The 26,247-nt window shown below is 67.7% G+C and carries 23 protein-coding genes; 12 read left to right on the plus strand and 11 right to left on the minus strand.

Annotated elements, in window-relative coordinates:
• The first annotated feature begins 2 nt into the window (after nucleotides 1-2).
• Genes KVT32_RS11280 through KVT32_RS11290 form a run of 3 tightly spaced genes read left to right on the plus strand, consistent with a single transcriptional unit; the run spans nucleotide 3 to nucleotide 3,402 of the window.
• Complete coding sequence (locus KVT32_RS11280; protein ID WP_217618206.1) at nucleotides 3-1,118, plus strand: glycosyltransferase family 4 protein; 1,116 nt, start codon at nucleotides 3-5, stop codon at nucleotides 1,116-1,118.
• A complete protein-coding gene (locus KVT32_RS11285) occupies nucleotides 1,115-2,272 on the plus strand; it encodes a glycosyltransferase (protein WP_217618207.1) in 1,158 nt (385 codons plus the stop codon). The genes KVT32_RS11280 and KVT32_RS11285 overlap by 4 nt, the downstream gene beginning before the upstream one ends.
• Complete coding sequence (locus KVT32_RS11290; protein WP_217618208.1) at nucleotides 2,269-3,402, plus strand: glycosyltransferase family 4 protein; 1,134 nt, start codon at nucleotides 2,269-2,271, stop codon at nucleotides 3,400-3,402. Before KVT32_RS11285 ends, KVT32_RS11290 begins: the two co-directional genes overlap by 4 nt.
• Here the strand turns inward: KVT32_RS11290 and pgi are convergent.
• Nucleotides 3,392-4,939 carry a glucose-6-phosphate isomerase gene (gene pgi, locus KVT32_RS11295; RefSeq protein ID WP_217618209.1) on the minus strand — a complete coding sequence of 516 codons (1,548 nt, stop codon included), beginning with the start codon at nucleotides 4,937-4,939 and terminating at the stop codon, nucleotides 3,392-3,394. The genes KVT32_RS11290 and pgi overlap by 11 nt on opposite strands.
• Before the next feature lie 6 nt (nucleotides 4,940-4,945).
• Nucleotides 4,946-6,337, minus strand: a complete 1,392-nt coding sequence (locus KVT32_RS11300; protein WP_217618210.1) for a phosphomannomutase/phosphoglucomutase — start codon at nucleotides 6,335-6,337, stop codon at nucleotides 4,946-4,948.
• Nucleotides 6,338-6,652: 315 nt separating this feature from the next.
• Between KVT32_RS11300 and KVT32_RS11305 the strand changes: the two genes are divergently transcribed.
• The 5 genes from KVT32_RS11305 to KVT32_RS11325 all read left to right on the plus strand — a co-directional run bounded on the left by KVT32_RS11305 (nucleotide 6,653) and on the right by KVT32_RS11325 (nucleotide 11,693).
• Nucleotides 6,653-7,285 carry a BPTD_3102 family carboxylase-like protein gene (locus tag KVT32_RS11305; RefSeq protein WP_217618211.1) on the plus strand — a complete coding sequence of 211 codons (633 nt, stop codon included), beginning with the start codon at nucleotides 6,653-6,655 and terminating at the stop codon, nucleotides 7,283-7,285.
• Nucleotides 7,286-7,397: 112 nt separating this feature from the next.
• Nucleotides 7,398-8,813, plus strand: a complete 1,416-nt coding sequence (locus KVT32_RS11310) for an FAD-binding oxidoreductase (protein ID WP_217618212.1) — start codon at nucleotides 7,398-7,400, stop codon at nucleotides 8,811-8,813.
• Between the two features lie 20 nt (nucleotides 8,814-8,833).
• Nucleotides 8,834-9,547, plus strand: coding sequence for a response regulator transcription factor (locus tag KVT32_RS11315; protein ID WP_142053178.1), 714 nt, complete (start codon nucleotides 8,834-8,836; stop codon nucleotides 9,545-9,547).
• Nucleotides 9,544-10,884 (plus strand): HAMP domain-containing sensor histidine kinase, encoded by a 1,341-nt coding sequence (locus KVT32_RS11320; RefSeq protein WP_217618213.1) that lies wholly within the window; start codon nucleotides 9,544-9,546, stop codon nucleotides 10,882-10,884. The genes KVT32_RS11315 and KVT32_RS11320 overlap by 4 nt, the downstream gene beginning before the upstream one ends.
• A 62-nt stretch (nucleotides 10,885-10,946) precedes the next feature.
• Nucleotides 10,947-11,693 carry a phosphatase PAP2 family protein gene (locus KVT32_RS11325; RefSeq protein WP_175156087.1) on the plus strand — a complete coding sequence of 249 codons (747 nt, stop codon included), beginning with the start codon at nucleotides 10,947-10,949 and terminating at the stop codon, nucleotides 11,691-11,693.
• Here KVT32_RS11325 and KVT32_RS11330 read toward each other — a convergent pair.
• The 5 genes from KVT32_RS11330 to KVT32_RS11350 all read right to left on the minus strand — a co-directional run bounded on the left by KVT32_RS11330 (nucleotide 11,686) and on the right by KVT32_RS11350 (nucleotide 16,326).
• The gene (locus KVT32_RS11330) at nucleotides 11,686-12,969 is read right to left on the minus strand and encodes a TRAP transporter large permease (RefSeq protein ID WP_056325325.1); all 1,284 of its coding nucleotides are present in this window, start codon (nucleotides 12,967-12,969) and stop codon (nucleotides 11,686-11,688) included. The genes KVT32_RS11325 and KVT32_RS11330 overlap by 8 nt on opposite strands.
• Nucleotides 12,960-13,523, minus strand: a complete 564-nt coding sequence (locus tag KVT32_RS11335) for a TRAP transporter small permease (protein WP_217618214.1) — start codon at nucleotides 13,521-13,523, stop codon at nucleotides 12,960-12,962. Before KVT32_RS11335 ends, KVT32_RS11330 begins: the two co-directional genes overlap by 10 nt.
• A 7-nt stretch (nucleotides 13,524-13,530) precedes the next feature.
• The gene (locus KVT32_RS11340) at nucleotides 13,531-14,508 is read right to left on the minus strand and encodes a TRAP transporter substrate-binding protein (RefSeq protein ID WP_056325330.1); all 978 of its coding nucleotides are present in this window, start codon (nucleotides 14,506-14,508) and stop codon (nucleotides 13,531-13,533) included.
• A 112-nt stretch (nucleotides 14,509-14,620) separates the two neighbouring features.
• Nucleotides 14,621-15,499 (minus strand): SMP-30/gluconolactonase/LRE family protein, encoded by an 879-nt coding sequence (locus KVT32_RS11345; protein ID WP_217618215.1) that lies wholly within the window; start codon nucleotides 15,497-15,499, stop codon nucleotides 14,621-14,623.
• Between the two features lie 8 nt (nucleotides 15,500-15,507).
• A complete protein-coding gene (locus KVT32_RS11350) occupies nucleotides 15,508-16,326 on the minus strand; it encodes an NAD-dependent epimerase/dehydratase family protein (protein ID WP_371825580.1) in 819 nt (272 codons plus the stop codon).
• A gap of 150 nt (nucleotides 16,327-16,476) precedes the next feature.
• Between KVT32_RS11350 and KVT32_RS11355 the strand changes: the two genes are divergently transcribed.
• The 3 genes from KVT32_RS11355 to KVT32_RS11365 all read left to right on the plus strand — a co-directional run bounded on the left by KVT32_RS11355 (nucleotide 16,477) and on the right by KVT32_RS11365 (nucleotide 20,411).
• Nucleotides 16,477-17,205 (plus strand): FadR/GntR family transcriptional regulator, encoded by a 729-nt coding sequence (locus KVT32_RS11355; RefSeq protein ID WP_056325338.1) that lies wholly within the window; start codon nucleotides 16,477-16,479, stop codon nucleotides 17,203-17,205.
• A 200-nt stretch (nucleotides 17,206-17,405) separates the two neighbouring features.
• Nucleotides 17,406-19,301 (plus strand): LTA synthase family protein, encoded by a 1,896-nt coding sequence (locus KVT32_RS11360; protein ID WP_217618217.1) that lies wholly within the window; start codon nucleotides 17,406-17,408, stop codon nucleotides 19,299-19,301.
• A gap of 150 nt (nucleotides 19,302-19,451) precedes the next feature.
• Nucleotides 19,452-20,411, plus strand: coding sequence for an acyltransferase (locus tag KVT32_RS11365; RefSeq protein ID WP_371825582.1), 960 nt, complete (start codon nucleotides 19,452-19,454; stop codon nucleotides 20,409-20,411).
• A 22-nt stretch (nucleotides 20,412-20,433) separates the two neighbouring features.
• Here KVT32_RS11365 and fahA read toward each other — a convergent pair whose 3' ends face one another.
• Nucleotides 20,434-21,750, minus strand: a complete 1,317-nt coding sequence (fahA, locus tag KVT32_RS11370) for a fumarylacetoacetase (RefSeq protein ID WP_217618219.1) — start codon at nucleotides 21,748-21,750, stop codon at nucleotides 20,434-20,436.
• Nucleotides 21,751-21,886: 136 nt separating this feature from the next.
• Nucleotides 21,887-23,185 carry a homogentisate 1,2-dioxygenase gene (gene hmgA, locus KVT32_RS11375; RefSeq protein WP_056325347.1) on the minus strand — a complete coding sequence of 433 codons (1,299 nt, stop codon included), beginning with the start codon at nucleotides 23,183-23,185 and terminating at the stop codon, nucleotides 21,887-21,889.
• A gap of 166 nt (nucleotides 23,186-23,351) precedes the next feature.
• Between hmgA and KVT32_RS11380 the strand changes: the two genes are divergently transcribed.
• The gene (locus KVT32_RS11380) at nucleotides 23,352-24,260 is read left to right on the plus strand and encodes a LysR family transcriptional regulator (protein WP_217618220.1); all 909 of its coding nucleotides are present in this window, start codon (nucleotides 23,352-23,354) and stop codon (nucleotides 24,258-24,260) included.
• A 41-nt stretch (nucleotides 24,261-24,301) separates the two neighbouring features.
• Here KVT32_RS11380 and KVT32_RS11385 read toward each other — a convergent pair whose 3' ends face one another.
• Together KVT32_RS11385 and KVT32_RS11390 are read right to left on the minus strand one after the other, a co-directional pair.
• Nucleotides 24,302-24,502 (minus strand): DUF2783 domain-containing protein, encoded by a 201-nt coding sequence (locus tag KVT32_RS11385; protein WP_056325352.1) that lies wholly within the window; start codon nucleotides 24,500-24,502, stop codon nucleotides 24,302-24,304.
• Nucleotides 24,503-24,519: 17 nt separating this feature from the next.
• Nucleotides 24,520-26,199: an FAD-dependent oxidoreductase gene (locus KVT32_RS11390; protein WP_217618221.1), complete on the minus strand. Its 1,680-nt coding sequence runs from the start codon at nucleotides 26,197-26,199 to the stop codon at nucleotides 24,520-24,522.
• Nucleotides 26,200-26,247 lie beyond the last annotated feature (48 nt).

Genomic DNA, 26,247 nt, shown 5'->3' on the forward strand with positions numbered 1-26,247 from the left:
GAATGAAAATACTGATGCTGGTCAGCTCCATGCACGCCGGCGGCGCGGAACGCGTCGCGGCGACCCTGGTCAACGCATGGTCCGAGCGCGGAGACACCGTCATCCTGACGCCCACCTACTCATCCAAGGGCACCTGCTTTTATCCCCTGTCGGACAAGGTCCAGCTCGCGTGGCTGGCGGATCTGGCCGGCACCCGGGCGACGGGCGCGATGGCGGCGTTCAAGCGATTGCTGGTCCTGCGCAAGCATATCCGCGATTCCCGGCCCGACGTGGTCGTGTCCTTTCTCACCAACGTCAACGTGGCCGCCATCCTGGCCACGCGCGGCCTGAATGTGCCGCTCATCGTCTGCGAGCGCACCAATCCGGTTGCCGAGACCACCACGGGCGCTGTCTGGCGCAAGCTGCGCCGCGTGCTGTATCCGCGCGCCGACATGGTGACCGTGCAGGCGGAAGACACCGCGGGTCCTTTCGCGCGTCAGGTGCCCGGCATCCGGCGTCTGGCCGTCATTCCCAATCCGCTGCCCGCGCCACTGCTGGATGCGCCGCTGGTGCAGCAGCGCCAAGATGCTGGCCCGCGCGAGCTGATCGCGATGGGACGGCTGGTGCCCGACAAGCAATTCAATCTGCTGATCGACATCTTCGCGCAGCTTGCGCCGGAGTTTCCGGACTGGAACCTGCGCATCTGGGGCGAAGGCCCCGAGCGCGGCGCGCTTGAACAACAGGTGGCGCGCCTGCGCCTGCAGTCGCGCGTCAGCCTGCCCGGCCGCACGGAAGCGCCATGGGAAGAACTGGCGCGCGGTCAGGCCTTCGTGCTCAGTTCGCTCGTCGAGGGCTTTCCCAATGTGTTGCTGGAAGCCATGTCGCTGGGGCTGCCGTGCGCGGCGTTCGATTGTCCCAGCGGTCCGCGCGAGATGACGCGCGACGGCCAGGATGCGCTGCTGGTGCCTGCGGGCGACCGGGTCGCAATGACCGATGCCTTGCATCGCCTGATGAGCGATGCGTCCCTGCGCGAGCAACTGGGCGCGCGCGCCGCCGCGGCCGTGCGCCAGCGCTACGCGCTTGCCAGCGTGCTGACCGAATGGGATGAACTGTTCGAAGCGGTGCGGGAGGGGCGATGAGCACCCGGCCGCTGCGCATTCTGCATGTCATCACCGGGCTGGGGCAGGGGGGCGCGGAATCCGTGCTGTTCCGCCTCGCGACCTGGCCGCAGGCGGACGTCGAGCACACGGTCGTCTCGCTGACGGATGAAGGCCTGTATGGCGAACGCCTGCGCGCGGCGGGCGTCGCGGTGCACACGCTGGGCATGAAACGCGGGCGTGTCAGCCTGGGCGGTTTTCTGGCGCTTCGCCGTCTGATCGCCTCGACCCGTCCGGACGCCGTGCAGACCTGGATGTACCACGCCGACCTGATCGGCGGCCTGGCCGCCCGCCTGGCGGGCGTGCGCGCCATCGCCTGGGGCATCCGCAATTCCGGGGCACACCTTGAACGCAGCAGCCGCTCGGCGCGGCTGGTGCTGCGCGCATGCGCCATGCTGTCGGGCAGCGTGCCGCGCGCCATCGTGTGCGCCGCGCAAAATGCCGCGCAGCGCCACGCTGAAAAAGGCTACCGCCGCGACCGCATGGTCGTGATCGCCAACGGCTACGACCTGTCGCGCTACGCGCCGGATCCGCAGGCGCGCTCGCGCGTACGCGCCGCATGGGGACTGTCCGAGGACGTGCCCGTGATCGGCTGCGTGGCGCGCTGGGATCCGCTCAAGGACCACGCCAACCTGCTGCGCGCCGTGGCCGCGCTGGTGCGCGATGGCCGCGACGCGGGGCTGCGCTGCGTGCTGATCGGGCGCGACATGACCGACGGCAACGCGCAGCTTGGCGCCTTGCTCGACAAACTGGATCTGCGCGACCGCGTGGTGCTCAATGGCCCCAGCGACGACGTGCCGGCCGTCATGAACGGACTGGACCTGCACGTGCTGTCCAGCTGCGCCGAAGGCTTTCCCAACGTGGTGGCCGAGGCCATGGCGTGCGGCGTGTATTGCGTGGTGACGGACGTGGGCGACGCCGCCTACATCGTCGGCGATACCGGCGTGGTGGTGCCGCCCGAGCAGGCCGAGGCCCTGGCCCGCGGCATCGAGTCCGCGCTGTGCGACGTGGCCGCGCGAGGCCGCGAGCGCGCGGGCGAGGCGGGACGCGCGCGCGTCCTGGAACATTTCGATCTTGCACGCATGGTGCAAAGCTATATCGCCGTCTGGCGCCGTATTTCTGGAGTCCAAGCATGAGCGCCGGACGCTGCCTGCTGTTTGTCGTCAACAACCCGGCGTTCTTCATGTCGCACCGCGTGCCGGTCGCGTTGGCCGCGCAGAAGGCGGGCTACGACGTCCACGTCGCGACGATGGACGGCCCCGCCGTGGCCGACATCCAGGCGCTGGGCATGACCCATCACGCCATTCCCATGACGCGCAGCGGCAAGCGCCCGCTGCAGGAACTGGGCACGTTGCTGGCGCTGGTCCGCCTGTTCCGCCGGCTGCGGCCCGACGTGGTGCACCTGGTCACCATCAAGCCCGTGCTGTACGGCGGCATCGCCGCGCGGTTGGCGCGTGTGCCGGGCATGGTGGCGGCGATTTCCGGATTGGGATTCGTGTTCCTGTCCAATTCGCTGAAGATGCGGCTGGTGCGCGCGGTGGTGGCGCGCCTGTATCGCATCGCGCTGGGCCATCCGAACAGCCGGGTGATCTTCCAGAACGCCAACGACCGCGACCTGCTCAAGTCGCTGGGCGCGGTACGCGATGAGCAGGTAGTCATCATCCGCGGCGCGGGGGTGGACCTTGACGCCTTCCGTCCTACGCCCGAGCCGCCTGCGCCGCCCGTGGTCGTCACGATGGTGGCGCGCCTGCTGCGCGACAAGGGCGTGCAGGAATTCGTTCAGGCGGCAAGGCTGCTGCGCGAACGTGGCGTACCGGTGACGATGCAACTGGTGGGCGGCCTGGACGCCGGCAACCCGGCTTCCGCCACGCAGGCCGATGTCGACGCGTGGCAGCAGGACGGCTGCGTGCAGGCGCTGGGCGAGCGATCGGATGTGGCGGCGCTGTATGCAGCCGCGCACATCGCGGTGCTGCCGTCCTACCGCGAAGGCCTGCCGAAATCCTTGATCGAAGCCGCCGCCTGCGGGCGCGCGGTCGTCACGACCGACGTGCCGGGCTGCCGGGACGCGATCGAGCCCAACGTGACCGGCCTCCTGGTGCCGGTGCGCGACGCCGCCGCCCTGGCCGACGCCATTGCCCGCCTGGCCGAGGACGCGTCATTGCGCCAGGCGATGGGCGCGGCGGGCAGGGCGCTCGCCGAGCGCGAGTTCGACATCAACCAGGTCGCGCGCATTCACGTCGCGCTGTACGACGCGCTTAGCGCCTGATCGCGTCGATCCAGAAGCGCGTGGACGGGTCCTGCTGGCTGGGCTGGGGCGCGTCCAGCTCGCGCATGATGTTCTTGGCCAACACCTTGCCAAACTCCACGCCCCACTGATCGAAGGGGTTGATGCCCCAGATCACGCCTTGCGTGAACACCTTGTGCTCGTACAGGGCCAGCAGCGCGCCCAGCGTATAGGCTTCCAGGCGCGGCAGCACGATCAGCGACGACGGCCGCCCGCCCGGGTGCACGCGGTGTTGCGCCAGCAGGCGCGCGCGTGCCGGATCGCGTTCCGTGGCGGAGGTTTCCGCCAGGGCTTCTTCAAAGGTCTTGCCGCGCAAGAGCGCCGAACGCTGCGCCAGGCAGTTGGCGACCAGCAGTTCGTGGTGCCGGGCGTACGCATGGTCCGGCTGTTCGCACAGGATGAAATCCACCGGCGCGCCGGCCGCATCCTGATGCAGCCACTGGAAGAACGTGTGCTGGCAATCGGTGCCCGGCATCCCCCACACCGCGGGACCGGTTGGCACACCGGCGGGACTGCCGTCGGCCGTCGCGACCTTGCCCAGCGATTCCATTTCAAGCTGCTGGGCCCACGGCACGATGTGATGCAACCGCGAATCGTAGGGCGCGATCACCAGCGAGTCATAGCCCAGCACGCTGCGGTTGGCCACGCCGGCCAGCGCCAGCTGCACGGGCGCGTTCTCGTCCGGCGGCGCACTGCGGAAATGGTCGTCCATGGCCGCCGCGCCCGCCAGCAGCCGGTCGAAGGTGTCGTTGCCGAACGCCAGCGCGACCGGCAGGCCGATCGCGGACCACAGCGAATAGCGCCCGCCGACCCAGTCCCAGATCTGGAAGATGTGGTCGGGCAGGATGCCCAGGTTGAGCGCCGCCTCGACGTTGCAGGTGATCGCCACGACCTGTTTGATCGGATCGGCGACGCCGGCTTCGCGCAGCCAGTTCATCGCGACCTCGGCGTTGGCCAGCGGCTCGGTGGTGGTGAACGACTTGGAGGCAACGATGACCAGCGTATTGTGCGGATCCAGGTGACTCATCGCTTCGGCAACCGAATGCGAGTCCACGTTGGACGCAAAGCGCACGTCGCGGCGCGCGCCCTCGTGGCGCAGCGCGCGGGTGACCAGGCGCGGTCCCCAATCGCTGCCGCCAATGCCCAGATGCAGCACGCCGCTGTAGCGGCCGGCCGCGTCGGCCGCGCGCACGAATTCGCGCAGGCGTTCGCGCTCGGCAAGCACCGCCTTGGCCACCATTGCAGGCGGCTCGGCCGCGCGCAAGGCGGTGTGCCAGGCGGCGCGTCCTTCCGTCCAATTGGCCTGACCGCCATCGAACAGGCGCGCGCGCCAGGTATCGAAGTCCTGCTGCGCCAGCAGCGCCCGCGAGGCGGCCAGCAGTTCGGGCGATTGCGCCTGTGCGCTCAGGTCCAGGCGCAGCCCGGGCGCATTGATGACGCGCAGCTTCTGGCCATCCCGGGATGCCGTGCGTGTTGCGGCGGTGAACTGCTGCCACGCGGGGCTGTTGGCTAACGACATGGGCGATCAGAAAGGCAGTGTGGCGTTCGGGGCGAGCTTGCCCAGTTCGCGGCGGAAGTCGGCCTGGATGCGCGCGAGGGCCGCTTCGCTTTGCGCCTCGAATCGCAGCACGACGACCGGTGTGGTGTTGGACGGCCGCGCCAGACCGAAGCCGTCGGCGTACTCGGCACGCACGCCGTCGATCGTGATCACGCGCTTGGCGTCGGGAAATTGGCCCTGCTCCTGCAAGGACTTGACCAGCGTGAACGGCTGGCCTTCTTCCATTTCCAGCTTGAGCTCCGGCGTGGACACGTCTTGCGGCAGGGCGTCCAGCGGGGCGCAGGCGTCGGCTGCGCGCGACACGATTTCCAGCAGGCGGGCGCCGGTGTACAGACCGTCGTCAAACCCGTACCAGCGTTCCTTGAAGAAGATGTGGCCGCTCATTTCGCCGGCCAGCGGCGCGCCGGTTTCGGCCAGCTTGGCCTTGACCAGCGAATGGCCCGTCTTCCACATCAGCGCGGCGCCGCCGGCGGCCTCGACCGACAGGCCCACGTGGCGGCTGCACTTGACGTCATAGATGATGGTCGCGCCGGGATTGCGCTCGAGCACGTCGCGGGCAAAGAGGACGAGCTGGCGGTCGGGCCAGATGATCTGGCCGGATTTGGTGACCACGCCCAGGCGGTCGCCGTCGCCGTCGAAGGCCAGGCCAAGTTCGCAATCGGTCTCGGCGACGTGCTTGATCAGGTCCTGCAGGTTCTTGGGTTCGGCCGGATCGGGGTGATGGTTGGGAAAGTTGCCGTCCACGTCGCAGAACAGTTCGTCGACCTCGCAGCCCAGCGCGCGAAAGAGCTGCGGCGCCACTGCGCCGGCCACGCCGTTGCCGCAATCGATGGCGATCTTCATGGGACGCGCCAGTTTGATGCCCGAGGCCACGCGCGCGATGTAGGTCTGCGCCAGATCGAGCTGGCGGCGCGTGCCGGGTTCGGGGGCGGGGGCCAGGGCTTGCCCGTTCATGGTCTGCGCCAGCTGCTGGACGTCGTCGCCAAACAGCGCGCGGCCGCCCATCATCATCTTGAATCCGTTGTACTTGGGGGGATTGTGGCTGCCGGTAATGGCCACGCCCGAGCCGGTCTGCATGATGTTCGCGGCAAAGTAGACGAGCGGCGTGGGCACCATGCCAATGTCCAGCGTGTCGACGCCGCCTTCCAGCATGCCTTCCTGCAGGGCCAGCGACAGCATGTCGCTGCTGAGGCGGCCGTCGCGCCCGACCACCAGCGTCTGCACGCCCTGCTCGCGGGCGCGGGCGGCAAGCGCCACGCCGAGCGAACGGGCAAAGGTTGCGTCGATCAGGTCCGGCACGGTGCCGCGAATGTCATATGCCTTGAAAACAGAGGCCGGAAATTGTGTATTGTTGCCCACGACGGTTCCTTGTTGAGGGGGACAGCGCGGCGGCTGCCGGGTAATGGTAAACCCGTACATCCAAGCCGCTATGGCAGGGGTCAAAGTTGGATTATCCCCCATCGGCGCGGGGGGCTTCATCCTTCGGGCGGAGTAGGGCATTTACCCGGTGCAGCCTGCCCCGCCGTGGTGCGGCGCCCGGCGCGCCGCCGCCTGTTTGCGGTGCACGGCGGCGGGCGCAAAGGCCCGCTCCCGGGCTGCCGCGCATGGCACAAAAGTTGCTCGTCATCCGAAGGTGATACGCTTGCCGGGCAAGCAGAAAGACCAGGAGGGGCCATGGGCGCCAAAGTATCCACAGTCATGTCATCGGGCGGCGCCACAAGCAGGCGGGGACCGCCCACGGACTTTGCCGGCCCGGCCGCGGGCCGCGAGCGCCGGCTTGATATCCACGTGTCTGCCGCCGCGACAGGCGAATTGGCCACCGGCCGTGCCTGGGAAGGCAGCGTCTGGCGCGACGCGCGCGTCCTCATTGCGGAGTGCCCCGCGCCGCATCTGGCGGCCTCGATCGAAAGCGCGTTGCGCACGGTGGCCGCCAGCGTGGCGCGCGACCGCGGCTGGCAGGCCGCCGGCACCGTGTCGTTTTCGCTGGACGACCGCAGTGACGTCTTCCGTGTCATCGACGCCCAGACGCAGGCCCGCGGGCACGACATGCCGCTTGCCGAACACGATCCCATTGCGCCGCACGTGCTGGAAGTGCGCATCGACGGTTGCGGCGACCGCCGCCTGCCGTGCACCCATTTGATGGTCTGCGGCGCTACCCGCGGCGAGGTCCTGCGCCGCGCCTATCGCGCCTTGTCCGAACTGCCCGGCCCCGCCGGCGTGGACCGCGCCTTCCTGATGGAGCGCATTGCCTCCCGCGCCTTCTGCTCGGGCATGACGGGCACGCGGCTGGATCAGGCGGTCGGCTGACCGCCCGGCTAAGCGGGGCTTCGGCGGGCGCCGTCCAGCCCCTACAATAGTCCGCACATCCGATGAACTGCGCCCGGCCCCAGCGGCCGGGCCGACTTCAAGTGCGGTATCCATGACATTGCTGAGCGATCTACAGGCCCTCCTGGGCGACTCCCACGTGCTGACGGGCGCGGACGCGGATTCCTATGTGCTGGATTGGCGCCGCCGCTATCGCGGCGCGGCGCTGGCGGTGATCCGCCCCGGCTCTACCGCCGACGTGGCGGCCGCCATCAAGGTGTGCGCCCAGCATGGCGTGCCGGTGGTGCCGCAAGGCGGCAACACGGGCCTGTGCGGCGGCGCCACGCCGGACGATTCCGGCACTGCGATCGTCCTGTCCACCGCCCGGCTCACCGCCGTGCGCGCGCTGGACACCGACAACGACACCATCACCGTGGAGGCCGGGTGCATCCTGCAGGCCGTGCAAGAGGCCGCGGCGGCCGCGAACCGCCTGTTCCCGCTGAGCCTGGCGGCCGAAGGCAGCTGCACCATCGGCGGCAACCTGGCCACCAACGCCGGCGGCACGCAGGTGCTGCGCTATGGCAACACGCGCGATCTCACGCTGGGCCTGGAGGTCGTGACCGCCGAAGGCGAGATCTGGGACGGCCTGCGCGGCCTGCGCAAGGACAACACCGGCTACGACCTTCGCGACCTGTACATCGGCAGCGAAGGCACGCTGGGCATCATCACCGCTGCCACCCTCAAGCTGTACCCGCGCCCGGTGGCGTCGTGCACGGCGCTGTTGACGCTGGACAGCATCGATAACGCCGTGGAAGTCCTGTCGCGCGCCCGCGCGGGGTTCGGCGCCTCGCTGACCGGTTTCGAACTCATGAGCGGCGCCTGCCTGCAAGGCGTGGTGCGCCTCTTTCCGCAGCAGCGCCTGCCCTTCGAAGGCGAATCGGCGGACTCGCCGTGGTTCGCGCTGCTGGAGCTGTCCGACAGCGAGAGCGAAACCCACGCCCGCGAGCGTTTCGAGGCCGTGCTGGGCGAGGCCATCGAGGCGGGCCTGGTGAACGACGCCGCCATCGCCGCGAACGTCTCGCAGAGCAAGGCGCTGTGGCACCTGCGCGAAAGCATCCCGCTGGCCGAAGCGGAGCTGGGCAAGTCGGTCAAGCATGACGTCTCCATTCCCATTTCGTCCATCGCCGGATTCGTGCACAAGACCAACGCCTTGCTGCAGGCGCGCTTTCCGGGCGTGCGCCATGTGATCTTCGGCCATCTGGGCGACGGCAACCTGCACTACAACGTGGCGCACGCGCCGGGGCAGAGCGAAGCCGAGCTGCTGGCGTTGCAGGGCGAGATCTACGGCGTGGTGCATGACAGCGTGCACGCGCACAAGGGTTCCATCAGCGCCGAACACGGCGTGGGCCAGCTCAAGCGCGACGAGCTGCCGCGCTACAAGAATCCCGTGGAACTTGCGCTGATGCGCCGGATCAAGCGCGCGCTGGATCCGCAGGGGCTCATGAACCCCGGCAAGGTGCTTTCCACGTAACGCGGCCAGGATCGCAGAACATGGCAACCCCTCCCGCAGCGGGCGCGAATCACCGGGTGCTGATCGTCGAAGACGACCACATCATCGCCGGCAACCTGTACAGCTTCCTGGAGGCGCGCGGCTTTCTTCCCGACGTGGCCTACAGCGGACCCGCCGCCTTGCAGCAGTTGCAGGCGCAACGCTTTGACGCCGTGCTGCTGGACATCGGCCTGCCCGGCATGGACGGCAACGCCGTGCTGCATGCCATGCGCACGGAACGGCGGCTGGCCGTGCCGGTGCTGATGCTGACCGCGCGCGACAGTCTCGAAGACAAGCTGGCGGGCTTTTCGCACGGCGCCGACGACTACCTGACCAAGCCGTTCGCGCTGCTCGAGGTCGAGGCCCGGCTGCTGGCGCTGATCCAGCGCGCCAAAGGGTCGACGGTGGACGCCGAGCGCACGTTCGGCCCGCTTCAGTTCGACGCGCGCAGCCGTGTCGTGTCGGTCAGCGGCGTGCCGGTCCACCTGACCCGCAAGGCAAGTCTCATCATCGAAGTGCTGCTGCGCGATCCGGGCCGCGTGGTCACGCGCGAGGAACTCGAATCCGTGTTGTGGGGCAACGAGCCTCCCTCGTCCGATGCGCTGCGCAGCCAGGTGCACCTCTTGCGCCGCGCGCTGGCCGACGCGGGCTTTGACGGCATCGAGACCGTGCACGGCACGGGTTGGCGCCTGGCTTTGCCCGGCGCCGCATCATGAGCCGCGCCGCCTCCGGCACCTTGACCCAGCGCGTCGTCTGGGCGCTGACGGGCGCGGTGGCGCTGTTTGTCACGGCGCTTGCCCTGCTGGCCTACCTGACGTTCGACCAGATGGAAGACGATCTGGTCAACGACATCCTCAACACCGAAATGGATCGCCTGGTCCAGCATGCGCGCAGCAGCGACGAGTTCCTGCCGCGTCGCGGCCCGCGTGAACTGGGCGGGTCCATGCGCGCGTGGCTCAGCGTGGACGACCAGCCGCCCGTCGGCATGCCGCCCGAGCTGCTGTCGCTGGAGAACGGACTGCACCTCATCGAACCGGGCGCGTACACGTGGCACGTGATGGTGGCCGAGACCGACCGCGGCAAGGTGTATCTGCTGTACGACGCCACCGACAACGAAGAGCGGGTGCACGACTTCGGCCTGATCGTGCTGGGCGTGGGCGCGCTGTGCGTGGTGTTGGCCTACGCGCTGTCGCGCCGCGTGGCGGCAGTGGCGGTCGGGCCGCTGCTGGATCTGACGGACCGGCTGTCGACATGGGCGCCCGGGTCGCCCGACATGGCAGTCACGCGCGACGACGAGGCCGGGCGGCTCATCGAGGCCTTCAACCGCGTGCAGGGCCAGGTCGACCGGTCGATCGCCCGCGAACGGGAGTTCGCCGGCAATCTCAGCCACGAAGTGCGTACGCCGCTGGCGGCGATCCGGTCCGATAGCGAGCTCATGCTGCTGACGCAGGCGCTGACGCCGGACCAGCAGCAGCGCCTGACGCGCGTGGTCGACAACGTGGACCACGTGATCGTCAGCCTGGAAAGCGCGCGCGCGATGGCGCGCGACCAGTTGCGCGAGCCGGAGCCCGTCGACATTGCCGCCTGCATGGAAGACGCCTGGCGCGGCTACGCCGCCCAAGCCGCGCTGGCAGACCTGCGCTTCGACAACCAGATTCCGGCCAGCCAGGTGCTGTCGCTGGACCGCTACGCCCTGCTGACCGTCCTGCGCAACCTCGTGCGCAACGCCATCGAGCACGCCGCGCCGGCCACGCTGACCGCGTCGCTGGATGCGCAGGGCGGGCTGGAACTGCGCGACGACGGCAAGGGCATCGCCGCCAGCGACCTGCCATTCCTGTTCCGCCGGTATTTCAGCGGCCGCATGCGCGATTCGGGCGCGGCGGGCAGCCACGAGGCGGCGCGCGGGTTGGGACTGGCGATCGCCAAGCGCGTATGCGACATGCAGGGCTGGTCGCTCACGGTCGAGTCCTCGCAAGAGGGGCCTGCGCGCGGCACCCGCTTTCTGTTGCGATTCCGGCAGGCCGAGATGGCAGCGCCTACCACGCGAATTTGACGAATTTTCGACTGTCGGCCGCGTAAAGTGCGCAGGCCCGAACCGTCCGGAAAATCCCGATCATGCCGTCCCCATTACTGCCGGCGCCGCACGCGCCGACGAGAGCCTTTTACCTGCTCACCCATGTCGGGGCCGTGACGCTGCTGCTTGCCTGCCTGGCGTGGTGGGCCAAGGAGTCGGGGCTGGACATGTACATCGCGCGTGCGCTCTTTGATCCGGTGATCGACGATTTTCCGCTGCACGGCAGCCGGTGGCTGGAGTTGCTGGGGCACCGCATCGTGCTCGCCCTGCCGATCGGCGTGGGCCTGGCCGCGGCCGGCATCGCCGCCGCCAGCTACCGCATCCCGGCATGGCGCCGCTGGCGCGGCGCGGCGATCGCCGTGGCGGCATCATGCCTGACCGGGCAAGTGCTCATCAACCAGCTCAAGCATCACACGACGCTGCCGCGTCCCTACGATCTGGAGACGCTGGGCGGCTACACGCCGTATCCGGTGCACTGGTGGACCTGGGCGCGTGCGCGCGCCGGCGGCGCCTTGCCCAGCGGCCATGCGGGCGCAGGCTACGCGCTGCTCAGCCTGTACTTCGCGGGATGGGCGCTGGGCCGGCCTGCGTGGCGCTGGAGCGGGCTGGCGATCGGGGTGGCGGCGGGCGTGGGCTTTTCCGTCGTGCGCATCCTGCAGGGCGCGCACTTTCTCAGCCAGACACTGTGGTCCGCCACCCTGATGTGGCTGCTGGCCGCCATCTTCTTCTATCCGGTGATCGTGGGACGGACCGCGCACGGCCCGTCCCGCGCGCCGCGCGTCAGTTGAGCAGCACGCCCGGCAGCCACAGCGAGAACGCCGGCACGTAGGTCACCAGCGCCAGCGCGGCCAGCAACGCGCCGTAGAACGGCCAGATGGTGCGCATCACCGTTCCCACCGACACCCCGCCGATGGCGCATCCCACGAACTGCGTGGTGCCCACCGGCGGCGTGTTCAGCCCCAGCGCGCAATTCAGCAGCAGCACCATCCCGAACTGCACGGGCCCCATGCCGTACTGCATGCAGATCGGCAGGAAGATCGGCGTGCAGATCAGGATGGTGGCGGCCATGTCCAGGAACGTGCCCAGCACGAACAGGATGATGTTGACCATCAGGAAGATGGCCCACGGCTCCGTCGAAATCGACGCCATCAGCTGCCCGGTCTTTTCGGCCACGCCATAGAAGCTGATCAGGTAGCCGAACGTGGCGGAGATGCCGATCAGCAGCAGCACCACGCCCGTGGTCTTCACCGCCTTGCTGGCCGCGCGGACGAACTGATCCCACGTCAGCGAGCGGTAGACGAAGATCGTCAGCGCCAGCGCATACAGCACCGCCACCGCCGCGGATTCCGTCGCGGTGAAGACGCCGCTCAGGATGCCCGCGATGATCAGCACCACCACGAACAGCCCCGGCGCCGCGGCCACCAGCGAGCGGAACACGATGTGCCAGCCCGGGAAGGTGCCTGCCGGATAGCCCCGGCTGCGCGCCACGAAGTAGGCGGCCGCAAGGTTGCACGCGGTCAGGATCAGGGCGGGCACGACGCCTGCCGCGATCAGCGCCGCGATGGATACCTTGCCGCCCGCGGCCAGCGTGTAGATGATGATGTTGTGGCTGGTCGGCATCAGCGCGCCCACCAGCGCCGCGTGGGTGGTGACGTTTACCGCGTAGTCGGCGTGATAACCCTCGCGCTTCATCATCGGGATCATCACCGACCCCATCGCCGACACGTCCGCCACGGGCGATCCCGACACCCCGCCGAACAGCGTGCAGGCCACCACGTTGGACATGCCCAGGCCGCCGCGCACATGGCCTACCAGCGACTTGGCGAACGCCACGATGCGGTCGGCAATGCCGCCGTACAGCATCAGTTCGCCGGTGAAGATGAAGAAGGGGATGGCCAGGAACGAAAACGCGTTCATGCCCGAGGTCATCTGCTGGAAGGCCACTGCCAGCGGCAGGTCTTCGTACATGATGGCCGTGATGGACGACAGGCCGATGGCGAAGGCCACCGGCACGCCGATCACGAGGAACCCCATGAAGGTGAAGGACAGCAGTGTCAGCGCCATGCCGGTACCACCTTCTGGTTGCGCAGGATCGCGATGATGTGCTCGACGGAAAAGAGCGCGATCAAGGTGCCCGACAGGGTTGCAGGAACGTACTTCCACGCGTTGGAGATGCCCAGGTTGGGAATCTTGTAGGCCGCGACGGATTCGGCCAGCACGCCGCAGTTCCAGGCCATCAGCACGCCGAACAGCAGGACGAGCAGATGGATGAAAATGCGCAGCCGCCGTTGCCCGGCGGGGGGCAGGGCATCGAGCAGGGACTCGAAGCCGATATGCCCGGCGTCGCGCACGCCAACCGCCGCGCCCAGCATGGTGACGTACAGCACCAGCAGGAGCGCCAGGCTTTCCGCCCAGGTCGGCGTGCTGTTCAGCACGTGGCGGCCGAAGATCTGCAGCGAGACGGCGGCGATCAGGCAGATCAGCCCGAATACGCTCGTCCACATGCAGATCCGCGCCAATCGGGCGCAGGCGCGGGAGTAGGCATCCAGCGGGGCAGCCAGGGCTTCTTCCCGGCCCCCCGCGGCGACATCTGGTTCATTCGTGGGTGTGGCCAACATGATGTCCTCACTGCACGGCCTGGATCTTGGCGACCAGGTCCTTCATTTCAGGCGTGGTGACGAAGCGTTCGTACACCGGCTTCATCGCGCCCTGGAACGAGGGCTTGTCGACCTGCGAGATCTGCGAGCCCGCCTTCTCGACCACCGCGCGCGACTTCTGCTCGCGCTCGTCCCACAGCTTGCGCATGTAAGGCACCGATTCGCGCGCCGCTTCGCGCAGGATCTTCTGGTCGTCGGGCGGCAGCTTGTCCCACTGGCGCTTGGAGAAGATCAGGATCTCGGGCGTCATCGTGTGCTCGGTCAGCGAATAGAACTTGGCGACCTCGTAGTGATGCGCGCTTTCGTAGCTGGGGAAGTTGTTCTCGGCCGCATCGACCAGCCCGGTCTTGAGCGACGTGTACACCTCGCCCATCGGCATCGGCGTGGCGTTGCCGCCCATCGCCTCGACCATCGCCACGGACAGGTCCGACTGCTGCACGCGGATCTTCAGGCCTTTGGCGTCGGCCAGCGTCTTGATCGGCTTCTTGGTCGTGTACATCGAGCGCGAACCGCTGTCGTACCAGGCCAGGCCCACAAAGCCGGCTCCCTCGCACGAGCGCAGGATCTGATCGCCGATCTCGCTGTCCAGCACCTTGTGCAGATGCTCCTTGGAACGGAACAGGAACGGCAGCGACGGCACGCGGGTGGTCTGGCAGATGTTGTGCATCGCCGCGCTCGACACGCGGGCCATGGCCAGCGCGCCCAGTTTCACCTGTTCGATCGAATCGTCTTCGTTGCCAAGCGCGCCGCCAGAGAACACCTTCACGGTGATGCGGCCGTTGGTCCGTTGCTTGACCAGATCGCCGAAGTGGCGCACGGCCTGCACAGTGGGGTAGTCGTCGGGATGGATGTCCGCGGAGCGCAGCTCGGCGGCGTGAGTGGCGGGAATCAGCGTCAGCAAGGCGGCCGCGGCCAGAACGGCGCGGCTCAGGTGAGGGTGCAGCATGTCTACCTCCGGATGGGGTACGGCGTTTCGTTGAGGGCCGGGACGGCCCCGAAGCTCTTTGATATGCACTGACCTGCTCGGGGTGGGCGCAAAGGGGCGCGCCCGTCGGGTGCTAACCGGCGCTGGCGGTTTCCTCCAGACCCTGCACGCCGGGGTGCAGGGCGAACACGGCGCCGTCCAGCGCGCCGGGCGCGGCATTGCCCGGGCGGATCGACGTCACGAAAAGCGTGTCCATGCGGGAGCCGCCGAAGGCGCACATGGCGACCTTGGCGGCGGGCACGTCCAGGGTGCGGTCCAGCCGGCCGTCGGGGGTGTAGCGATACACCTTGCCGGCGTCGTTGCCGCAAATCCAGTAGCAGCCCGCCGCGTCCACCGCGGCGCCGTCGGGACGGCCGGCGGGCAGGGCGTCAATGAAGACGCGGCGGTTGGACGGCACACCCGTCTCGGTGTCGTAGTCGAACGCCCACACGGTGGCGCGCGACGGGTGCGAGTCGGACAGGTACATCGTCCGGCCCTGCGGGCTGAACGCCAGTCCATTGGGCACGATCAGGCCGTCGAGCAGGACGGTCACGCCGCGCGCGTCATGCCGGTACAGCGCGCCGGCGGGCGAGGCCAGGGCCATGTCCATGACCATGGTGCCCGCCAGAAACCGGCCTTGCCGGTCGCAGCGGCCGTCGTTGAACCGCATGCCGGGCGCGGCATGGGCAACGGGTGCGAGCGGGCGCGCAGCGCAGGCCTGGCCTTCACGCAGTGCGTCGCAAGCATAAAAGCCATCTTCCATCGCCAGCAGCCAGCCGTCTCCCCGCATGGCGATGCTGCCCGCCATCTGCGGCAGCGCCCACTGCGCGAATGCGCCGGTCTCCGGCGTCCAGCGCCAAAGGGTCTTGCCGGGAATGTCGGTCCAGTAGAACGCCTGGTCGGCCCGGCGCCAGATTGGGCTTTCTCCGACGCCGCACAACACAGTTCCCAGACGTTCGGCGGTGGTGGACATGGGAGGCTTCAGGCGTTCGGGAAAGGGAAGGGGCCGGCCTTGACGAAGGCGCCGCCTTGATACCGCGCAGCGGGGTCGTCCGCGGCCAGCGCGGGCTGCGCTTCGACCTTTGCGCGGAAGGGTTCCGATGAATCCTTGGGCGCAAAGCCCAGCACCGCCGCGCCGCTGTTGTCCCACCAGCTGTCGCGGTTGGCCGATGCGCCATACACAATGAGGTGGCCGACGTCCGGCGTGAACAGGGCGCGGACGACGAGGTCGGTCAGGTCGTCATGGCTGAGCCAGGTGACCAGCATGCGCCGGTCCTTGGGTTCGGGAAACGACGAACCGATGCGCAGGCACACGGTCTGGATGCCGTAGCGGTCGAAATAGAAGCGGGAGAGGTTTTCGCCGTAGGCCTTGCTCAGGCCGTAATAGCCGTCGGGCCGCAGGGGCACGTTTGCGTCCAGCACCTGGCCCTGCTCGTAGAAGCCGATGACGTGGTTGGAACTGGCGAACACCACGCGCTGCACGCCATGCAGGCGGGCGGCCTCGTAGACGTTGTAGACGCCCTGGATGTTGGCGGGAAGGATTTCCTCGAACGGGCGTTCCACCGAGACGCCGCCCAGATGCACGATGGCATCCACTCCGCGCACCAGTTCCGACACGGCGGCGGCGTCGGCCAGGTTGCAGGGGATGACTTCCTCGCCCGGCTGCGCGGGCGCCATGGCGGCCACGTCCGACACGCGCAGGATGTCCGCATGGGCTTTCAATCGGGGACGCAGTACAAGGCCCAGGTTGCCGGCGGCGCCGGTCAATAACAAACGATGACACCGGGAAGATGCAGGCATGTTGCTGACAGCTCGGCTCATGACGCAACGCTCTGTGAATGGCGCGGTGGAGTGGACTTGTCTGGTACGTTATCGTACAACTGTCGCGAAGTATAATGATCGCCATTTTCCAGCGTCAAGCGCTGCGCAACCGTCTTCGGATAATCCCTGATGAACGCTCCTGTCGATACCCCTGTCCTGCCGCAGCGTCGTCCCCGCAACCTGGCGCAAGGCCTGGTCGAGAACATTTCCGAACGCATCCGCAGCGGCGAAATCCGTCCCGGCGACAAGCTTCCCACCGAATCGGCCATCATGCGTCAGTTCGGCGTCAGCCGCACGGTCGTGCGCGAGGCGCTGTCGCGGTTGCAGGCCTCGGGCCTTGTTGAAACGCATCACGGTGTGGGCACGTATGCGCTGGAACCGAGCGGGGGCGGCGATTTCCGCGTGGACCCGGCTGACATCGCCACCGTGCGCGACGTGCTGGTCCTGCTGGAACTGCGTATCTGCCTGGAAAGTGAGGCCGCGGGCCTGGCGGCCATCCGCCGCAGCGAAGACCAGTTGCAGGCGATGCGGCGGGCGCTCGATGCCTTCAAGCTGGCGCTGGACAGCGGCGGCGACACCATCACGCCGGATTTCCAGTTCCATCTGCTGGTGGCCCAGTCCACCGACAATCGCTACTTCGCGGACCTCATGGCGCATCTGGGGTCCGCCATCATTCCCCGCACCCGCATCAACTCGGCCAAGTTTGCCCACGAAGACCGCGCGGCCTATCTGGCGCGCGTGAACCTCGAGCACGAAGACATCTACAGCGCGATCACGCGGCAGGACCCCGAGGCCGCCCGCGCGGCCATGCGCACACACCTGAGCAACAGCCGCGAGCGCCTGCGCCGGGCGCAGTAGCGCTCGTGGCCTTGGTTTCTGCAAGTGTGATGTCGTACAACGTTTGAACGGTACGGGCCGCCGTCGATAAATCCAAAACCGCGTTACTCTTGGCGCGGTTATTTTTTTGATCATCGAAACGGCATGGTTTTGCGCGGCACACACGGCAGTACGCATTCTTCATGGGGGCAGGCACTGCCCCACGCGCGCGAGGGGCTGGCATGCGTCGCCTGACTCTTCGATTCATCATCGCCATCCTGGCGCTCCTGACGCTGTCGCGCTTGGGGCTGGCCTTCTGGATGTGGGACCGCGTCGAAGCGGCCGGAGGCCTCGGCCCGCTTCTCTTTGGCGGACTGCGCATCGACGTGTGTCTCTTGTCGATGGTGATCGCGCTGCCGGCGGTGTTTTCGCCGTGGTTCGGTCACCGCCCGCTTGCCGTGCGCATCACCGCCTGGTGGTTCCGCGTCTGGTGGATGCTATATGTGCTGCTGGAGGTATCGACCCCGCAGTTCATCGCCGAATACGACACGCGGCCCAACCGCCTCTACTTCATCTACCTGCTCAATCCGAAGGAAGTGGGCTCGATGCTGTGGCAGGGCTACAAGGGCGTGCTGCTTGCCGCGTTCGTGGTGCTGGTCCTTGCGGCGTGGCTGGCGGTCAAGTTCTTCCCGACGCGCTCGCGCGATTCCTTCATGGCGTGGTGGAAGCGGCCCATCGCGTCCTTCGTGATTCTGGCGCTGGTGTTCCTGGGCGCGCGCGGCACGCTGGAACACCGCCCCATCAATCCGGCCAAGGTGGCGTTCAGCTCGGACGCCATGGTGAACGCGCTGGCGCTCAATTCGTTGTACAGCGTGTTCGATGCGGCGTACCGCATGCGGGACGAGCGCTCGTCGGCCGCGATGTATCCCAAGATGGCCGTGGACGAGATGAACGCCATCGTGCGCGAGAAGGCCGGCATGACCGGCGCGCCCATGGACCCCAAGCTGCCCAGCCTGCATGAACAGAAGGCGACCGTGCGGCGGGACAAGCCGCTGAACGTGGTGATCATCCTGCAGGAAAGCCTGGGCGCGCAGTACGTGGGCAGCCTGGGCGGGCGCGACCTCACCCCGAACATCGACCGGTTGGGCAAGGAAGGCTGGATGTTCCACCGCGCCTACGCCACCGGCACGCGCTCGGTGCGCGGCATCGAAGCCGTGACGGCGGGCTTCTTGCCCAGCGTGGCCGACGCCGTGGTCAAGCTGCCGCGTTCGCAGACAGGCTTTTTCACGCTGGCGCAGTTGCTGGGCAAGCATGGCTATCACTCGCGCTTCGTGTACGGCGGCGAGTCCCACTTCGACAACATGCGCGCCTTCTTCCTGGGCAACGGCTTTGACGAGATCGTGGACCGGCCCAAGTTCGTCGACCCCGTGTTCGAAGGATCGTGGGGCGCCTCGGACGAAGACATGTTCAATCAGGTCGACCGCCTGCTGCGCGCCGATGGCGACAAGCCGGTGTTCACGCTGGCGTTCTCGGTGACCAACCATTCGCCCTGGGAATATCCGTCCGGGCGCATCCAGCCCGTGGGCGATCCGGCCACGGTGGACAACACGGTGCGCTATGCAGACTGGGCGCTGGGCCAGTTCTTTGAGAAGGCGCGCAAGGCGCCGTATTGGGACAACACGGTTTTCCTCGTCATTGCCGACCACGATTCGCGCGTGTACGGGTCCATTCCCGTGCCGGTGCGGCATTTTCAGATCCCCGCGCTGATCCTGGGCGCGGGCATCGCGCCGCGGCAGGACGATCGCCTGGTCAGCCAGATCGACATGGCCCCGACGCTGCTGTCGTTGATCGGCCTGGACAATGTGAATCCCATGCTGGGCGTGGACCTGACGCAGCGCGATCCCGACCGCGCGATGATGCAGTACGCGGACAACTTCGGTTATCTGGAGGGCGATCAGCTGCTGGTGCTGGAGCCCGCCAAGGCGCCCCGGCAGTTCAGCTACAAGGCGGCGCCGGTGGGGCAGGATGAAACGTACGCGCCGGTCGAGCCTGCGGACCCGGCCTTGACCGAGGAGGCGCTGGCGCACGCGCTGTGGGCAAGCTGGGCATACCGCGAAGAGAAGTACCGCCTGCCTTGATCCTACTCAAGCCTCATTCCGCGGGCCGATAGCACACTGGCGGCCATGACAACGCCGAACCCCTCCACGGGAGCCTCCCGCGCCGCATCCCCGGCGCTTTCGCACGCCCAACCCGCGGCGCCGCAACCGCGGCGCCGCCTGGCCATCCCCGTGCCGCGCGGCCGGCTGGCGTGGATAACCGGCGTGCTCAGCACCCTCTGGCTGGCCGTCAACACACTGTTCTGGTGCCTGCTGCTGTTCCCGGTCTCGCTGCTGAAGCTGGCGTTGCCGTTTGCCGCGGTCAGGCGGCGCATCGATCCCATTCTCAACGGCATCGCCACGGCGTGGGTATCGTGCAATACGGGCTGGTTCATGCGCATTCAGCCCCAAGCCTGGGATATCCAGGGCAATCAGGGCCTGCGCTATGCGGACTGGTATCTGGTCAATTGCAACCATCAGTCGTGGGTCGACATCTTTGTGCTGCAGTACGCGCTTAACCGGCGCATCCCGCTGCTCAAGTTCTTCCTCAAGCAGCAGCTCATCTACGTTCCCGTCATCGGACTGGCGTGGTGGGCGCTGGACTTTCCCTTCATGAAACGGCACGGCAAGACGGCCCTGCGCAAGAACCCGGATCTGGGGCGCCAGGACCAGGAAGCCGCGCGCCGCGCCTGCGCCAAGTTTTCGCTGGTGCCCACCAGCGTGATGGTATTTGCCGAAGGCACGCGTTTCAGCCCAGCCAAGAGCGCGGCGCAGGGTTCCCCGTACCGCCATCTGCTCAAGCCCAAGGCGGGCGGGCTGGCGGTGTCGTTGAATGCGATGGGCGCGCGGTTCCGTTCGATGATCGACGCGACCATCGCCTATCCGGACGGCGTGCCCAGCTTCTGGGATTTTGCCTGCGGACGCGCAGGGCAGGTGGTGGTGCGGATGCGGCAATTGCCGGTGCCGCCGGCCTTCTGCGAAGCCGATTACTCGCGCGACAAGGCGTTTCGCACCACGTTCCACCAATGGCTCGGCCAGCAGTGGCAGGCCAAGGACGACGAGATCGAGGCGCTGGTCGCGCGGCCAGGATCGTCGGCCGCCGGACGGCCGGCCCCCGGATCGCCGGCCGCCGCAAACCCTTCCTCTAGCTAGCGGGTTTGCGGCGGGCGCAGCCTTAGACGCGCGCGGGCAGCACGATGCCCGAGCATTCCCCGAAGCCGATGCGCGGATAACCCGCCTTCACGCATTCGGCGCGGATGATGATCTGGTCACCGTCCTGCAGGAACGTGCGCTTCTCGCCCCACGGCAGTTCGATTGGCGCCTTGCCGCCATTGCTCAATTCCAGCAGCGAACCTGCTTCCGCCGGGCGCGGGCCGGACAGCGTGCCGGTGCCCAGCATGTCGCCCGGTTGCAGATTGCAGCCATTGACCGTGTGATGCGTGATGAGCTGCGCCACGTTCCAGTACGCATCGCGGAAGTTGCTGCTGGACAGCTGCACCGGCGGCGTGCTTGCGGCGCGGGATTGCTCGGTGGTCATCAGCACTTGCATCTGCACGTCATAGGCGCCCTTGGCGCGGTTGGCGTCCGACGACAGGTACGGCATCGGCTGGGGTTCGCCCGCGCCGCGGTTCCATTGCGTGCGGAACGGCTCCAGCGCTTCCATCGTGACGATCCACGGCGAGATCGTGGACGCGAAGTTCTTGGACAGGAAGGGGCCGAGCGGCTGGTATTCCCAAGCCTGGATGTCGCGCGCCGACCAGTCGTTCAGGATGCACAGGCCGAACACGTGCGAATCGGCATCGGCCAGTTCGATGCGTTCACCCTGGGCGTTGCCCGTGCCCACGAAAATCCCCAGCTCCAGTTCATAGTCCAGGCGCGCGCAGGGGCCGAACTGCGGCGTTTCGCCTTCGTTGGCGGGGCGGGTCTGGCCGACGGGACGCGGGAATTTCTGATTCACGCCGATGCTGGAGGCGCGGCCGTGATAGCCGATGGGCACCCACTTGTAGTTCGGCAGCAGGGGATTGTCGGGGCGGAACTGCTTGCCCACGGCGGTGGCGTGATGCACCGAGATATAGAAGTCGGTGTAGTCGCCGATGCGGGCGGGCGTGGTGTATTCGGCGTCGGCCTGCGCGACCAGCAGCGGTTCCACGGTGGCGCGCAGGGCGGCGCCTTCGCGCAGCGCGCGCGACAGGGCCAGGCGCAGCGCGCTCCAGTGCGATTGGCCCAGGGCCATCAACGCATTCAGGCTGTCGGTGGCGCAGGCGGCCAGGGCTTCAGCGGCCAGGCCTTCGAACGGCTGCTTGCCGGCCAGCGCGGCCAGGTCCAGTATCTGGTCGCCGATGGCCACGCCGGGCCGGAAGGATTCTTGCGTGCCCTTGCGGCGGAAAGCGCCGTAGGGCAGGTTCTGCACGGAGAAATCCGACGTGTCCGAATTGGCGCTGGCGACCCAGCTCTTCAAGGACGGGTCGTGGGTTTCGTTGATGGTGGTCATGGCTGCGTGTCTCGGTCAGTGTGGTTATGGGAGCCGGCCGGGCGCACGGGCCTGCCGCGCGCCGGATGCATGAAACGCCAAACGGCGATGCGCTCTTCGCGCATCGCCGCCGGCAATGAAGGCTGACGCGGTCGCGTCACGCCTTCTTGGGATCGAAGTGCTTTGCGATGCCCTGCCAGCACCGGTAGTAATCGCCCTGCAATTCTACCGACGCCAGCGCCTGCTCCGTCGGGCGGATCACGCGGCGGGTCTCGAACATGAACGCCATCGTGTCGCGGATGTAATGCGCTTTGCTGGTGTCCGCATGCGAGGCCTTCTCGAACGTCTCGGCATCGGGGCCGTGGCCGCTCATGCAGTTGTGCAGGCTGGCGCCGCCCGGCGCGAAGCCATCGGCCTTGGCGTCGTACACGCCCTGGATCAGGCCCATGAATTCGCTGGCGATGTTGCGGTGGAACCAGGGCGGACGGAACGTGTTCTCCATGGCCAGGATGCGCGGCGGGAAGATCGCGAAGTCCATGTTGGCCGTGCCCGGGGTGTCCGACGGCGCCGTCAGCACCGTGAAGATCGACGGATCCGGATGGTCGAAGCTGATCGAGCCGACGGTGTTGAAGTTGCGCAGGTCGTATTTGTAGGGGGCGTGCGTGCCATGCCAGGCCACCACGTTCAGCGGCGAGTGGTCGATCGAGGCGCGCCAGAAGCCGCCGGTGAACTTGGCGATCAGTTCAAAGTCGCCGTCCACGTCTTCGTACCAGGCCACGGGTGTCTTAAAGTCGCGCGCGTTGGCCAGACAGTTCGAGCCGATCGGCCCCAGTTCCGGCAGACGCAGCGCCGCGCCAAAGTTCTCGAGCATGTAGCCGCGCGCCGTGCCGTCCAGCAGCTCCACGCGGAACCGCACGCCGCGCGGAATGACGGCAATCTCCAGCGGTTCCAGGTCGATCAGCCCCAGTTCGGTGGCCAGGCGCAGACGGCCCTGTTGCGGCACCAGCAGCAGCTCGCCGTCGGCGTTGTAGAAATAACGGCCCTGCATCGAGCGGTTGGCCGCGTACAGATGGATGCCCACGCCGCCCTGTTCGTCGGGGCCGCCATTGCCGCCCCACGTCTTTACGCCTTCCAGGAAATCCGTGGGCGCGTCAGGAATCGGCATCGGGCTCCAGCGCAGCTGGTTCGGCGTGACGGGGCCGTGGCCGAACGTGCTCAACCAACCGGTGGCGCCGTCGAAGGCTTCAAAGGGCTTGTGCTGCGCGCCCGGACGGATCCGGTACAGCCATGAGCGGCGGTTCTCGGCGCGGGGCGCGGTGAAGGCCGTGCCGGAAAGCTGCTCGGCGTACAGGCCGTAGGGACATTGCTGCGGCGAATTGCGGCCGATGGGCAGGGCGCCGGGCAAGGCCTCGGTGGCGCAATCGTTGCCGAAGCCGGTCTGGTATTGCAGTTCCATGGAATCCTCCTGGGGCGGCGGGCGCGGTGCTTGGCCGCGCGGCTTGGTGTGGTGGCCGGCGCGGGCGTTGCCCGAGCCGATGTGCCATTGTCGGAAAAAATCCCTGTTGCGGCTACGGGAATGCAAAAATAGCGACTATAAATTTTGTGAATAGTAGGGAGGCCAAATGGCCGAGTTGCGCGACGTCGACCTGAACCTGTTGCTGCTGTTTCAACACCTGCTCGAAGACCGCAACCTGTCGGCGGTGGCGCGGCGCATGGATCTGTCGCAGCCGGCGGTCAGCAATGCCTTGCGGCGCCTGCGCACGGCGTTCGGCGACGAACTCTTTGTGCGCACGGCGCAGGGCATGCTGCCCACGCCGCGGGCCCAGCGGCTGGCCGGACCCGTCAGCGAAGCGCTGGGCCTGCTGTCGCAGGCGTTGCAGGACCAGGACGTGTTCGATGCGGCCACCAGCAACCGGCGCTTTCGCGTGGCCATGACGGACGTCGGCGAAATCCACTTCATGCCGCGCCTCATGGAAGTCTGTGTCCAGAAGGCGCCGCAGGTCCGGATTGACTCCGTGCGCGTGCTGGGCCCCGACCTGCCGCGCGAGATGGAGTCGGGCCGGGTGGACTTGGCGATCGGGGCGTTCGATGAAATGGGGGCGGGCTCGCTGCAGCGGATGCTGTTTCGCCAGGGCTACGCCACGCTCTTTCGCCAGGCGCATCCCACCGCGCATGCGGGCATGGGGATCAAGGCGTTTCGCGCGGAACGTCACCTCATCGTGTCGCGCGCGGCGCCCTATGGACAGGTCAACCAGTCGATGGAACGGGCGGGGGTGGACTTGGCCGAGCATTTCAGCGTGCCGCATTTTTCCGCGGTGCCCTACATCGTCAGCGCCACCGACCTCTTGGCGACCGTGCCGGAAAAGCTGGCAGCCAGCGCCGCCGCGCCGTTCGGCTTGCGTTTCATGACGCCGCCGCTCAAGGTGCCGGCGCTGCAGACCAACCTGTACTGGCAGCGCCGGGTGGACCGCGACGGCGGCAATCAGTGGCTGCGCGCCCTGATCGTCAACACCTTCGCGGTCGGTTCCTAGCGGCCCGCGTGGCGCCGCGCCGTGATGGCGGGGCCGGCCTCTCAGGCCGTCTGCGTCACGGAAGCGCGGGCGTGATGCAAGGCTTCCTTCAGCAGCGCCAGATCGCCCAGGTGATTGGCCAAGAGCAGGATCAGCGCCGCATTCAGCTCCTGGCTCTGCTCGTTGGACAGGTCGCGGTGGGCGTCGATCAGCGCTTCGTAGAAGTCGTCCGGCGCGGCGAGGTTGGTGTCGGTGATAAGCATGGGGATAACCTCAGAAATCACGCGCGGCCCGTCGCGCGATGAACGGCGGCGGCGACGGCGTCGGGTTCGAAGGCGCGCCAGCGCGCGGCGATGTGCTGATCGGGGCGGATCAGGTAGGCGGTGCCCGCCTGCGCGTCGTAGCGCTTGGCCAGGCAGCCTTCGCTGTCCCGCACCACCGCCACCTCGGCGGGTAGCGCGGTCACGTCGCACTGCGCATCGGCCACCAGCACGGCCTTGACGGGCACCGGCGCCATGCGCAGCGCCTGCAACGCCGCCAGCGTCTCGCGGGCGGGCAGCGTGGCGCCGCAGAACACCGCCAGCACAAACTCGCCATCCAGCTGCGACAGCCACCAGCCCGGTTCACCCTGCAATTGCATCGGCGCATCCAGCGCCACCGCGCCCGGCACCATGCGGCCGGTGAAGGCATCGGCGTCCGGCGTGTTCAGCGGCGATCCGGCATAGGTGGCCGGCAGCGACAGGCGGCCGCTATTCACCAGCGACCGCGCGAACGGATGGTCCTTGGCCAGATTGAGCACCGCATTGCGGAAGCTGCGGCTGATCTCGCTCTTGGGCGTGATGAAGTCGGTGGCGCGCGACGAGTTCAGGATATTTTCGTCGGCGGCGAACTCGCGTTCGGCGCTGTAGGTGTCGATCAGCGTGTCGGGCGCAAGCCCCGCCAGCACCAGCTTGAGCTTCCAGGCCAGGTTCTCGGCGTCCTGCACGCCGCTGTTGGCGCCGCGCGCGCCGAACGGCGACACGCGATGCGCGGCGTCGCCCGCGAAGACGATGCGGCCGTGGCGGAACTTGTCCATGCGTTCGCACGCAAAGGTGTAGACGCTGACCCATTCCAGGTCGAACTGCGCGTCCGGCCCGAGCAGCGCCCGGATGCGGGGCAGCACGTTCTCCGGCTTGACGGCTTCGACGGGGTCCGCATTCCAGCCCAGCTGGAAGTCGATGCGCCAGACATTGTCGGGCTGCCGGTGCAGCAGCACGGATTGGTTGGGGTGAAAGGGCGGGTCGAACCAGAACCAGCGCTCGGACGGGAAATCCGCCGTCATCTTGACGTCGGCAATCAGGAACCGGTCGCGGAAGATGCGGCCGTGGCTTTCCTGGCCGATGAGCTTGCGCACGGGCGAGCGCGCGCCGTCGCAGGCGATCAGCCAATCGGCATGCAGCGAGTACGGGCCTTCCGGCGTTTCCACGGTCAGCGTCACGCCATCGTCGCCTTGCATGACGCCGGCGACCTTGTTCTTCCAGCGCAGCTCGATGTTGGGCTGCTGGCGGGCCGCTTCGTACAGATAGCCTTCGGCGTAGTACTGCTGCAGGTTGATGAACGCCGGACGCCGGTGGCCGGGCTCGGGCAGCAGGTCAAAACGCCACACTTCCTGCTCGCGGAAAAACACCTTACCCACGTTCCACGACACGCCCTTGTCGATCATGCGCTGGCCCACGCCCAGGCGGTCCCAGATTTCCAGCGTGCGCTTGGAAAAGCAGATGGCGCGCGATCCGGTGGACAGCCGGTAGTCGTCGTCCAGCACCACCACGTGCACGCCTTGACGCGCCAGGTCCAGCGCCGTGGTCAGGCCGACGGGGCCGGCGCCCACCACCACGACCTGATGGCGCGCCAGGCTGGCCGCCGTCTGGTCCGCGTGCTTTTCATAGGCGAACTCCATCGCCTGAAAGTCGATGTCTCCCACGGTTGTCTCCTGTGTGGGTCATTTTCTAGTTATGCGGACACGCTGCGC

Source organism: Achromobacter sp. GbtcB20 (assembly GCF_019091095.1).
GTDB classification, from domain to species: Bacteria; Pseudomonadota; Gammaproteobacteria; order Burkholderiales; family Burkholderiaceae_B; genus Achromobacter; species Achromobacter mucicolens.